Raw genomic sequence first — 13,498 nt, forward strand, 5'->3', positions numbered from 1 at the left:
AAATTTGGAATATCCGATATTAAAAAGTATTTTTGTGGGGTAATGTGGGATATTGATTTAACATATAGAACAGAGTTTCAATCAACATTTGACCGATTGTACCAAAAAAGGCATGATTTGCAAAACAGCAGACCATTGCCCAATATCGCCTTGCACAAAATTCAGGAGAGCTTGTCCCTAGAATGGACATACAATTCGAACAGCATCGAAGGCAACACCATGAGTTTACGTGAAACGCAAATGGTCATTCAGGAAGGTATTACCATCAAAGGAAAATCATTACGTGAGCATTTTGAAACCCATAACCACGATAAGGCTATTGATTATCTGTATACTTTAGTAGATGACACTTACAAACTCCGAAGCATCGATATTTTGTCGATCCACGGATTGGTTTTACGTTCTATTGAAGATGATTTTGCCGGTCGTTTGCGTAACGGAGGTGTCCGCATTTCGGGAGCCAATTTTATGCCGCCCAATGCCAACAAGGTTTCAGATTATCTTGATGAACTAATCGATTTTATCAATACAAATCCATTAGAGCTCAACGATATTGAACTGGCTACGATTTATCATCATAAACTGGTTTGGATACATCCCTTTTTTGACGGAAATGGACGTACAGTGCGCTTAAGTATGAATTTATTGCTAATGCGTTGTGGTTTTCCTCCGGCAATTATCCTTAAAAATGATCGGAAGAAATATTACGAAGCCCTTAATCAGGCCAACAATGGTAACTATCAGAAGTTAACCCTTTTGATGTGTCAGGCTTTAGAGCGAACTTTAAACATCTATCTAAATGCAATGCCAGGCAGCGATTACGATTACCAAAAAATATCCGATATCGTAAGCGAGCCTGAAACTCCATACGGCCAGGAATATGTAAGTCTACTTGCCAGAACAGGTAAAATAGATGCTTATAAAGAAGGCCGAAACTGGTACACCACCAAAGAAGCCATTGAAGAATACATGCTCACACGCAAAAGAAAACGCTAATTTTGATTAGCGTTTTTTGTTACTATTTGTAACATAAACTTTTGCAATCCAGTATAAAAAGAACAAATCAAAATGGTAACTTTGCGTTTTGCTCAAATTTATGTTAGAAAAAGACAATACTATTGAAGTTCTTGGTGCAAGAGTTCATAATCTAAAAAATATAGACATTTCAATTCCGCGTGAAAAACTGGTAGTTATTACCGGACTATCAGGCTCGGGAAAATCATCTTTGGCATTTGATACTATCTATGCCGAAGGACAGCGTCGTTATGTAGAAACTTTTTCGGCTTATGCCAGACAGTTCCTGGGAGGCCTGGAGCGTCCCGATGTAGATAAAATCGACGGACTTTCACCCGTAATTGCAATTGAACAAAAAACAACCAGTAAAAGTCCGCGTTCAACTGTTGGAACTATTACCGAAATCTACGATTTTCTGAGGCTTCTTTATGCCAGAGGTGCTGATGCGTACAGCTACAATACGGGAGAAAAAATGGTTTCTTATTCTGATGAGCAAATCAAAGATTTGATTATTCAGGATTTTAGTGGAAAACGCATCAATATCCTAGCTCCGGTTATTAAAGCCAGAAAAGGTCATTATGCCGAATTATTCCAGCAAATTACCAAACAAGGTTTTCTAAAAGTACGTGTAAATGGTGAAGTTCAGGACTTAGTTTCCGGAATGAAACTAGACCGTTACAAAACGCACGACATTGAAATTGTAGTCGACAGAATGCTGATCGAAAACACCGAAGACAACCAAAAACGTCTGTCTCAAAGCATCAATACAGCCATGCATCACGGCGAAAATGTTTTGATGATTTTGGATCAGGACACCAATGAGGTACGTTATTTCAGTAGAAATCTGATGTGTCCTACGACTGGTATATCCTATCAAAATCCGGAACCTAACTTATTCTCATTTAACTCCCCAAAGGGAGCTTGTCCGCATTGTAATGGTTTAGGAACGGTACATGAAATCAATGTCAAAAAAATTATTCCAAATCCGAAATTATCTATTAAAGCCGGAGGTTTTGCTCCGCTTGGAGAATACAAATCTTCGTGGATATTTAAACAATTAGAAGTAATTGGTGAAAAATACGGCTTTAAAATAACGGATCCTATTGAGAAAATTTCAGAAGAAGCCATGAATACAATTCTACATGGCGGAAAAGAGAAATTCACTGTAAACTCTAAAGACCTTGGCGTAACCCGCGATTATAAAATAGATTTTGAGGGAATTTCCCATTTCATCAAAAATCAATACGACGAAAGTGCCTCCACCACGATCAAACGCTGGGCAAAAGATTTCATGGACGAAGTTAATTGTCCGGTTTGTGAAGGCTCCCGTTTGAAGAAAGAAGCTCTGTTTTTCAAGATTAATGAAAAAAATATCACTGATTTGTGTGATATGGATATTTCTGATTTAACGACCTGGTTTCTGGATTTACACACTCATCTGACTGACAAACAACTTTTGATTGCTTCGGAGGTCGTTAAAGAAATCAAGGATCGTTTAAACTTCCTGACGAATGTTGGTTTGAATTATCTGGCTTTAAGCCGAAGTTCAAAATCCCTTTCGGGAGGTGAAGCGCAGCGTATTCGTCTGGCGACTCAAATTGGATCACAATTGGTTGGCGTTTTGTATATTCTGGATGAACCTAGTATTGGTTTACATCAGAGAGACAATGAAAAATTGATTCAATCATTAGAACAGTTACGTGATATCGGAAACTCGGTTATTGTGGTTGAACATGATAAAGACATGATCGAAACTGCCGATTATGTAATTGACATTGGCCCAAAAGCGGGTAAATATGGCGGTGAAATCATCAGTATTGGAACTCCGAAAGAAACACTAAAATCCAATACTATTACGGCTCAATATCTGAACGGTAAAATGAAACTCGATATTCCAAAGGAACGTCGCAAAGGAAACGGAAAATCGCTTAAACTAACCGGAGCAACAGGAAACAACTTAAAAAATGTTTCTATCGAATTGCCTTTAGGACAATTGATTTGTGTTACGGGAGTTTCAGGCAGTGGAAAATCGACTCTGATTAACGAGACACTCTATCCTATTTTAAACGCTTACTATTTTAATGGTGTTAAAAAGCCGCAACCGTATAAAAAAATTGAGGGATTAGAACATATCGACAAAGTAATTGATATCGACCAAAGTCCGATTGGAAGAACTCCACGTTCGAATCCGGCTACCTATACAGAAGTTTTCACAGAGATCAGAAACCTGTTTACCATGACTTCCGAAAGTATGATTCGCGGTTATAAAGCAGGACGTTTTAGTTTTAATGTAAAAGGCGGACGTTGCGAAACCTGTGAAGGATCTGGTGTAAGAACCATCGAAATGAACTTCTTACCGGATGTTTACGTAGAATGCGAAACCTGCCAGGGCAAGCGTTTCAACAGAGAAACACTTGAAATTCGATACAAAGGAAAATCAATTTCAGATGTTTTGAACATGACTGTTGATGAGGCAGTTCCGTTTTTCGAAAACATTCCTAAAATCTACAGGAAAGTAAAAACGATTCAGGATGTTGGATTAGGATATATTACGCTCGGACACCAAAGTACAACCCTGTCAGGTGGTGAAGCACAACGTATCAAACTGGCTGGAGAATTATCAAAAAAAGACACCGGAAACACTTTTTATATCCTGGACGAACCTACTACGGGATTACATTTCGAAGACATACGTGTTTTGATGGATGTGATCAACAAATTGGTTGATAAAGGAAACACCATTTTGGTAATCGAACACAATATGGACGTCATTAAACTAGCCGATTATATTATCGACATCGGCCCTGAAGGAGGAAAAGGCGGTGGACAGCTCGTTGCCAAAGGTACTCCGGAAGAAGTTGCCAAAAGCAAAAAAAGCTATACCGCAAAGTTCTTGAAAAAGGAATTAGAATAACAAAAACATTGTCAAGGTTGCAAGCTTTGACAATGTTTTTTTCTTTTGTCAATTGATATAATTGCGGTAAACAATATTGACCAAACCTACGGTTCTATTCATTACTTCGTTTGATTTATATGACGGATTAAAATCCGTTGTTACAAAATGGATCGAGCCAATGGCTCTTCTTGCGTGGGAAAAGAAATTCTGCACGAACGGCAAATCTATAACAACAAATTATAATTCTTTGAGACAAAAAATCACAACAAAACAAGTTCCGAAGGAACGACATAGTTATAGCAACGGATTTTAATCCGTTGAAATAAAGAATCCATCACATCAAAAAGTTCCAGCGGAACGACACATATTGAGCGGTTCAATTAAATCTTTCAAGACAAGATAAAGAATCAACACAAAACTTCTTTAATTTACTGATAATGAACAACAACTAATTAAACCCTTTTATTTAGATGCTATATTTAAATTAATAAATTTCATTTTATGCATCAAATCACAAAAAAAGGCTTAATTTAGCTAGCCTTTTTGTCAAAATCTCAAATTTTGGCACTACTTTTTCTGATCGAAAAACAACAATTCGACCAAAAATCAGCAAACGGGCACCACTCTTTTATCCATGCTAAAAAGAGGCCAATTTTAAAAAAAATATAAATTATAAAATACCTAAAATGAGATTAGAAGATTTTGATAATGATGAGGATAAAGTAATTCAGGACCGTTTAAAACAAAAAACGTGGAATGAAATCAGAACGAATGACAGCTGGGCGATTTTTAAAATCATGGCTGAATTTGTAAACGGTTACGAAAGCATGGGACGTATTGGTCCATGTGTATCGATTTTCGGTTCGGCAAGAACAAAACCAGAAGACAAATACTATTTATTAGCTGAGAAAATTGCTTATAAAATCAGTAAAGCGGGTTACGGCGTAATCACAGGAGGTGGACCAGGAATCATGGAGGCTGGAAACAAAGGAGCTCACTTAGGAGGCGGAACTTCGGTTGGATTAAACATCGAATTGCCTTTTGAGCAACATTTCAATCCTTATATTGACCACGATAAAAACCTGAATTTCGATTATTTCTTTGTGAGAAAAGTAATGTTCGTTAAATATTCGCAAGGTTTTGTGGTAATGCCGGGAGGTTTCGGAACTCTTGACGAAATGTTTGAAGCGATCACTTTGATTCAAACTAAAAAAATTGGAAAATTCCCTATTATATTAGTTGGAGTTGAATTCTGGTCAGGATTGATCGAATGGGTTAAAACAGTACTGGTAGAAAAAATGCACACGGTTAGCCCTGAAGATTTGAACTTATTTAAAATAGTAGACACTGAAGACGAAGTAGTTGATGTATTGGATAAATTCTACAAAAAATACGATTTAAGTCCAAATTTCTAATACACATATTAGTCTTTTTAAGCGAATACGAAAATTTAAATTTCGCACTTAGCCGCTAAAAACTGAGACAAATATAGTACTGTGTATGATTCAGTTAAATAAAATACTACAAAAATTAAAAGCTGTTTTTTAAACAGCTTTTTTTATGCTATTTTTACAAAAAACCGGAACTATTATTTTCTCAAGAGTTTATTTATAATTTTAATCATTTACCCTATCCTTGAAATCATTTTATAAAATTATATTCTATCTTTTTGTTCTGTTCAGTTCAATAAAACAATACGCGCAACATCAGTCTAAGATGGAAGTCGCTGTTAATGTTGAACTCAAGACCCTGAATATCAAACAGGATATTACTTATTATAATACTTCGAATGATTCTTTGGTTTCGATAGTTCTTAACGATTGGAACAATGCTTTCTCCGATAAAAACACACCATTAGCCAGACGTTTTTCTGATGAATTTTACAGAGGTTTTCACCTGGCAAAAACTTCTGAAAGAGGAAGCACAACTGTTTTGAGTCTTACCGACTCTGACAATTCCGCACTTGAATGGGAAAGAACTGAAAAAAATCCCGATTATATTGTCGTAAAACTAAACCGAAAATTACGTCCGGGAGAAAAAATTGACTTGCACTTAATTTATATTACTAAAATTCCGAGTGACAAATTTACCCGTTATGGTTTTGATCAAAATGGAGGCATGAATTTAAAAGACTGGTTCTTAACCCCCGCCCGTTTTGAGAATCACCGGTTTATGAAATACGACAATTTCAATTTGGACGATATAGCCAATGCAAGTACAGATTATCAACTCGAAATAAAAATACCCAATCAGTACTCTATAACGACTGATTTGAATCAGATTTCGGAAGATAACACTAACTCTTCCTTTAAATCTTACCAATTTTCGGGAAAAAACAGAACTGATTTTAGTCTGTTTATTGAAAAACAAAATGGTTTCAAAAGTTACGATAACGGATCACTTGAGGTGGTTACCAATCTTAAAAACAAAAGACTAACCGAAATTCAAAGCGCCATAATCATCAATAAAGTGGTCACTTTTGCGAACTCTTTTATTGGAAAATATCCCCATCAAAAAATCACGGTTTCTCAGGTAGATTATGATCGAAATCCATTCTACGGACTGAATCAGTTACCTTCCTTTATCAGTCCGTTTTCAGACGAATTTGTTTTTGAAATTACATTCCTGAAAACTTATCTGAATAACTATCTTAAAAATAGTCTGCGTCTGGACCCCAGAAAGGACAACTGGGTTTACGACGGTATTCAGATTTATGCGATGATGAAGTACATCGAAGAAAATCATCTGGATCAAAAAATGCTGGGAAGACTTTCTGATATGAAACTTTTTTCAAGCTTCAACATCACTAATCTGACTTTCAACGAGCAATACAGCTATTACTACATGTTAATGGCTCGTAAAAATCTGGATCAGCCTTTGGGTGATCCGAAAAATACTTTAATCAAATTCAACGAACAAATCGCGAGTAAATATCGTGCAGGTTTAAGTCTTAGTTATTTAGACGATTATTTAAATCACAATATTGTTCCCGAAAGTGTGCAGCAATTCTACGATTTAAACAAAAACCAACAAACCAACCGTTACGATTTAGAAAAAATACTAACCCAAAAAAGTCCAAAAAAGATTGATTGGTTTTTCAATACCATTATAGGTTCACGCGACATTATCGATTATAAGTTCACTCATGTTTCGAGAACGAAAGACACTGTCGCTTTTCGAATAAAAAACAGAACCGGCATCTATGCTCCGATTCCTATCTATGGGATTAATAAAAATGAAGTTGTTTTTAAAGAATGGGTTGAGCCAAAAACAGCCGATTCTACTTATATCTTTGAGCGAAAAAATGCCGACAAGATTGTTATCAACTATGACAATGAGGTTCCGGAGTACAACCAAAGAAACAACTGGAGATCCATAAAAAGCCTGGTTATTACTAATCGTCCGATCAAATTTAATTTTGCCAAAGATCTCGAAGATCCATATTATAATCAGATTTTATATATCCCGACGCTTACCTATAACTATTATGACGGCTTAACTCCCGGTATGCGTCTTCATAACAAAACAATTCTGGACAAACCTTTCACTTTTGATATCAATCCGGCTTATTCGATTAATGCTAAAACTTTTTCCGGTTCTTCCTCATTTTCCTGGAATCAATACTACCGAAACAGTACCTTATATAATGTACGTTATTCTTTAAGCCAAAACTATTACCACTACGCTCCTGATGCGACCTATTTGAGACTGAATCCCATGGTACAGTTTAGAATACGTGAAGAAAACTTCAGAGATAACCGAAAACAACTGATCATGTTCAGGCAGGTTATTGTAAATCGTGAAGCAAGCACTTACATCACAGACAATTCGACACCAAATTACTCCGTTTTCAATGCTCGTTACGTTAATACAAAAACGGAACTGGTCAATCATTTTAATTTTATGACGGATGTTCAGTTCTCGGGAAAATTTGGAAAAGTAGCCGCAGAAATTGAATACAGAAGACTTTTTGAAAACAATCGCAAACTAAATTTAAGATTGTACGCCGGAAGTTTTTTATACAATCGAACAAACTCTGATTATTTCAGTTTTGGTTTAGACCGACCATCTGATTATATGTTTGATTACAATTTTTTCGGAAGATCAGAAAGTACCGGAATTTTCAGTCAGCAATACGTAATAGCTGAAGGTGGTTTTAAATCTAAAATAGCACCAAGATATGCCAATCAATGGATGGCTACCCTAAATGCGAGCTACGCTATATGGAACTGGATTGAGATTTACGGAGATGTAGGCTTCATGAGAAGCAAGCATCAAAGCGAAGATTTCAGATATGATAGTGGTATTCGGTTAAATTTAGTTCCGGACTATTTTGAATTGTACTTTCCGGTTTATTCGAATAACGGATGGGAGATTTCACAAAATAAATACAGCGAAAAAATACGATTTATCGTCACATTTTCACCAAAAACATTACTTAATCTTTTCACTAGAAAATGGCTTTAATCGAATGAATTAGTTATAAAAACATAAGTTATTCGCATAAAAAAAACAAAAACACTAAATATCACTTAAAAAACACACCCTGTTTTAGCAATTTAATTACAGATAATTAAATTATATTTACTTTAATGAATTATGATTATTGATACTTTTTAATTATTTTTGCTCCGAAACATTACCCATTTGAGATTATGATTAAAGAAAAAAATAATACTACACTTACTTTCGAAGATTTCAAAACTGAAGTAATGAACGACTACAAAATTGCGGTTACGAGCCGTGAATGTAGTCTTTTAGGACGTAAAGAGGTATTGACAGGGAAAGCCAAATTTGGAATATTTGGAGACGGTAAAGAAGTTCCACAACTTGCCATGGCGAAAGCCTTTAAAAATGGTGATTTCCGTTCCGGATACTACCGCGATCAGACTTTTATGATGGCTATTGGCGAATTGACTCCAAAACAGTTTTTCGCAGGTTTATACGGTCATACCGATTTAGATTTTGATCCAATGTCTGCCGGAAGACAAATGGGAGGACACTTTGTAACACATAGTTTAAACGAAGACGGCTCCTGGAAAGATTTAACAAAACAAAAAAATTCAAGCGCAGATATATCTCCTACAGCCGGACAAATGCCTAGATTATTAGGATTGGCACAGGCTTCTAAAATTTATAGAAATGTTGACGGAATTACTGTTAAAGATAAATTTACAGTAGACGGAAACGAAGTTGCCTGGGGAACTATCGGAAATGCAAGTACATCTGAAGGCTTGTTCTTTGAAACTATAAACGCTGCCGGAGTTCTACAAGTTCCAATGGTAATGAGTGTTTGGGATGATGAATACGGAATTTCGGTTCACGCCAGACATCAGACTACAAAAGAAAACATCTCTGAGATTTTAAAAGGATACCAACGCGATGAAGATTCTAAAGGTTATGAAATTTTCAGAGTTAAAGGCTGGGATTATGCAGAGTTGGTTTCGACTTACGAAAGAGCGGGCGCTATTGCACGTGAAGAGCACATTCCGGTTTTAATTCACGTAAACGAATTAACACAACCTCAGGGACATTCTACTTCCGGTTCACACGAACGTTATAAAAACGCAGAGAGACTGGCTTGGGAAAAAGATTTTGACTGTATCCGTCAGATGCGTTTGTGGATGATTGCTATTAACATTGCATCACCTGAAGAATTAGCTGAAATTGATTTTGAATTGAAAAAAGAAGTCCTTGAAGCTAAAAAAGAGGCTTGGAATTCTTTCATCAATCCAATTATTGAAGATCAGAAAAATCTTTTGGCTTTGTTAGGTCAAATTGCTGAAGCCAGCATCAATCACAAAGAAAGAATACAAAAATATATTTCGGAATTAAGCGCTATAAAATCACCTTTAAAAAAGGAAATGCTTGCTATAGCAAGAAAGATATTGCGTTTTATTGAAGTGCCAAACAGTAAAGTTTTATTATCGAACTGGATTACAAACTACATTAAAATTACACAGCCAAGATTCAGCAGTAACTTATACTCTGATTCTGAATTAAATGTATTTTCAGTTGAAAAAGTACTTCCGAAATATGCCGAAGACGCGAAAGCGGACCTTGACGGAAGAATGATTTTACGTGATAACTTTGATGCTTTATTTACTAAATATCCGGAAACCTTAATTTTTGGTGAGGATGTTGGAAATATTGGTGACGTAAATCAGGGATTAGAAGGGATGCAGGAAAAATATGGAGAACTTCGTGTTGCCGATATCGGAATCCGTGAAGCTACCATCATTGGTCAGGGAATTGGAATGGCTTTAAGAGGTCTGCGTCCAATTGCTGAAATTCAATACTTAGATTATTTACTATATGCTATCCAAATCATGAGTGATGATTTGGCAACATTGCAATACAGAACGGTAGGAAAACAAAAAGCACCGTTAATCATCAGAACCCGTGGACACCGTTTAGAAGGTATCTGGCATTCAGGTTCACCAATGGGAATGATTATCAATGCTATTCGTGGTATTCACGTTTTGGTTCCGAGAAACATGACTCAGGCTGCAGGATTCTACAACACCCTTTTAGAATGTGATGAACCGGCTTTAGTAATTGAATGTTTGAATGGTTACCGTTTAAAAGAAAAAACGCCTTTAAACTTTGGTGAATTCAAAACACCAATTGGTGTAGTTGAAACGCTAAAAGAAGGTTCAGATATTACACTTGTTTCTTACGGATCGACGCTAAGATTAGTAGAGCAGGCTGCTGTTGAATTGTTAGATTTAGGTATAGACTGTGAAGTTATCGACATTCAGTCTCTTCTTCCTTTTGACGTCAATAAGGACATTGTAAAAAGTATCGCTAAAACCAACCGTTTGTTAGTAATTGACGAAGATGTTCCTGGTGGAGCTTCTGCGTTTATTTTACAGCAAATCATGGAAGAACAGGATGCTTACCACCATTTAGACAGTAAACCGCAAACGCTTGCTGCAAAAGAGCACAGACCGGCTTATGGAACTGATGGTGATTATTTCTCAAAACCTTCCGCAGAAGATATTTTCGAAAAAGTCTACAGCATGATGCATGAAGCTAATCCTTCTAAATACCCTGCTTTATACTAAGAATTTAATTCACTATACAAAAACTCCCCAAAAGAAAATATTTCGTTTGGGGAGTTTTTTTTTGTTCCGAGTTTCAAGTTTCAAGTTTCAGGTTCCAGGTTTCAGGTTCCACATCTAACTTCTAACATTTTACATTTTACATTTTACATTTTACATTTTACATTTTACATTTTACATTTTACATTTCACCAATTCCAGAACCAACCTGCTTCAATTAAATATCCTTTAAAATTGCTCTTGCTTTTTCCAAATCCTCAGCAGTATCAATTCCGATTCCGACATGAGTAGTTTCTACCATTTTAATGCGTTTGCCGAATTCTAAATAACGCAATTGCTCTAATTTCTCAGAAGCTTCTAAAGATTTCATCGGCAGACTGTAAAAATCCAGTAAGGCTTGTTTTCTAAAAGCATAAATTCCGATGTGCTGAAAATAACGTACCCCAACCTCTTTATCTCTTGGATACGGAATTACCGATCTCGAAAAATACAAAGCAAACTGCGACTGATCGACCACTACTTTTACATTATTCGGATTGTTAATTTCTGTTTCATCTGTAATCTCACGCATTAAAGAAGCCAGATCTATTTTGCGTTCTCTATCCTCTTTAAACACAGACAAAACCTGCTCTAAAGGTCCTGCTTCAGTAAAAGGTTCATCCCCTTGTACATTAACCACAATATCAACATCAAGACCCGCAACTGCTTCTGCAATTCGATCACTTCCGGATTCGTGTTCTTTAATACTCATAATAGCTTTCCCGCCCTGATTTACAATTTCGTTATAAATTAAATCGGAATCCGTTACCACAAATACATCGTCAAACAATTTGGTAGCAACGGTTGCTTCATACGTTCTTAAAATTACCGTTTTCCCTCCTAAATCCTGCATTAGTTTAGCAGGAAAACGTGTTGATGCATATCGTGCCGGAATTACAGCTATTATCTTCATTTTATTTTTCTTTTATAAACTTCTAAACAAATGTAACTATTCAAAACTAATAAGTTTAAAAAAAATATTCTATGCTGCAATTTACAAATCTGAAGAGCAGCACCTTAAAAAATGCATTATATTTATCAGAAAAAACCACCATGAAAAAACACCTGATTTTGCCCCTGCTTTTATTAAACTTAACTTTTATTCCCTCGGCCTTCTGCCAAAACAAAACTACAATAAACAATGCCTTTACAGATCGCGTTTTCGACGGACAGGGATATCAGCCAGCTTCCAGTCTAAAATGGAAATTCAAAACTAACGGTAAAATTTTCTCTTCTCCCGTTGCACGAAACGGTGTAGTTTACATTGGCAGTGAAGATGGTTTTCTTTATGCTATTGAAGAAAACTCAGGAAAAATAAAGTGGAAATTCAAAACCAACGGAGCCATTCACAGTACTCCGGGCATCTTTGGAAATTCTGTTTTCTTTGGAAGTTTTGACGGAAATTATTACGCGGTAAACACTCAAAACGGGAAATTAATCTGGAAATTTAAAACCGGTGGAGAACACTGGTATGGAGAAAAAGGCATATTCGGATTAAAGCCGGAAACCCAATACATGGATGATTTATGGAGTTTTTATCTGTCATCTCCGGTAGTTTATGAAAAAGAAAAAAAAGCTGTTGTGCTATTTGGAAGCAGCGATGGAAATGTTTATTCGCTGGATGCCAAAACAGGAAGTTTAAAATGGAAGTTTAAAACCAACGGACCTGTACACGGAACTCCGGTAATCGATCAGAATAAAATTTACGTTGGCGGTTGGGATGCAGTTCTATACGCCTTAAACATAGAAAACGGTAAAGAAATCTGGCGTTTTGCAACGGGTACAAAAATAGGCTTTAAAGGAATCCAGTCCGCTGTAGCTGTCGCTGACGGAAAAGTCTTTTTTGGAGCCAGAGAGCCATTCTTCTTTGCTCTTGAAGCCGAAACCGGAAAATTGATTTGGAAATACGATGCCGAAAATTCCTGGGTTTTAAGTACTGCGGTTATTCAGAATAACACGGTTTATGTAGGAACCTCAGACACTTATGCTCTGCTGGCTTTGGACGCCCGAAATGGTGCAGAAAAATATCGATTCAAAACCAATGGTTACGTCTATAATTCTCCAGCTATAGCAGGAAGCACTATTTATTTTGGTGATTTTACAGGGAATTTCTTCAGTTTAGATCTGCTTTCTAACGGAAAGAAATCGAAAACTATAAGTACTGAAAATCGAAAACAATTTGCTTCAACTGTCTTAAAAAATGATCTTTTAGATTCCGGTCATGCCGCTCACAATACTGATCTTTCTCTATATAAAAATAACAAAATGGCAATGGATGAATTATACAAATTGGGACCAATTGTTTCTTCACCATTTATCAACAAGAACACTATTTATTTTGGAAGTGCCGACGGTTATCTGTACGCGTATAACTTAGAAAAAGAATCATAAATTATGATTTCGCAGAGATTCACAAAGATGCCACGGAGATTCGCTAAGATTCTTTTTCTTTTGCTTCTGAAGATAATATAGAAGAGTTTCACGC

The 13,498-nt window shown here is 36.2% G+C and carries 7 protein-coding genes; 6 read left to right on the top strand and 1 reads right to left on the bottom strand.

Translation table 11 applies throughout. From position 1 onward, the window contains the following. Positions 1 to 42: 42 nt before the first annotated feature. From ACAM30_RS00225 to ACAM30_RS00245, 5 genes are all read left to right on the top strand, one after another. Entirely contained in the window at positions 43 to 996 is a 954-nt protein-coding gene (locus ACAM30_RS00225) for a Fic family protein (RefSeq protein WP_369616682.1), read from the top strand. A gap of 100 nt (positions 997 to 1,096) precedes the next feature. Beyond that, positions 1,097 to 3,928 carry an excinuclease ABC subunit UvrA gene (gene uvrA / locus ACAM30_RS00230; protein WP_369616683.1) on the top strand — a complete coding sequence of 944 codons (2,832 nt, stop codon included), beginning with the start codon at positions 1,097 to 1,099 and terminating at the stop codon, positions 3,926 to 3,928. Positions 3,929 to 4,596: 668 nt separating this feature from the next. After that, positions 4,597 to 5,325, top strand: a complete 729-nt coding sequence (locus tag ACAM30_RS00235) for a TIGR00730 family Rossman fold protein (protein WP_017496653.1) — start codon at positions 4,597 to 4,599, stop codon at positions 5,323 to 5,325. 301 nt (positions 5,326 to 5,626) lie between these two features. Continuing rightward, positions 5,627 to 8,377, top strand: coding sequence for an aminopeptidase (locus ACAM30_RS00240; RefSeq protein ID WP_369616684.1), 2,751 nt, complete (start codon positions 5,627 to 5,629; stop codon positions 8,375 to 8,377). A gap of 188 nt (positions 8,378 to 8,565) precedes the next feature. Then, the gene (locus ACAM30_RS00245) at positions 8,566 to 10,977 is read left to right on the top strand and encodes a thiamine pyrophosphate-dependent enzyme (protein WP_369616685.1); all 2,412 of its coding nucleotides are present in this window, start codon (positions 8,566 to 8,568) and stop codon (positions 10,975 to 10,977) included. A 214-nt stretch (positions 10,978 to 11,191) separates the two neighbouring features. On the opposite strand, the gene kdsB is transcribed toward ACAM30_RS00245, so the two are convergent. Then, positions 11,192 to 11,926 carry a 3-deoxy-manno-octulosonate cytidylyltransferase gene (gene kdsB / locus ACAM30_RS00250; protein WP_369616686.1) on the bottom strand — a complete coding sequence of 245 codons (735 nt, stop codon included), beginning with the start codon at positions 11,924 to 11,926 and terminating at the stop codon, positions 11,192 to 11,194. 71 nt (positions 11,927 to 11,997) lie between these two features. Between kdsB and ACAM30_RS00255 the strand changes: the two genes are divergently transcribed. Next, complete coding sequence (locus tag ACAM30_RS00255) at positions 11,998 to 13,404, top strand: PQQ-binding-like beta-propeller repeat protein (protein ID WP_369616687.1); 1,407 nt, start codon at positions 11,998 to 12,000, stop codon at positions 13,402 to 13,404. Positions 13,405 to 13,498 lie beyond the last annotated feature (94 nt).

The organism is Flavobacterium sp. CFS9 (assembly GCF_041154745.1).
Lineage (GTDB): Bacteria > Bacteroidota > Bacteroidia > Flavobacteriales > Flavobacteriaceae > Flavobacterium.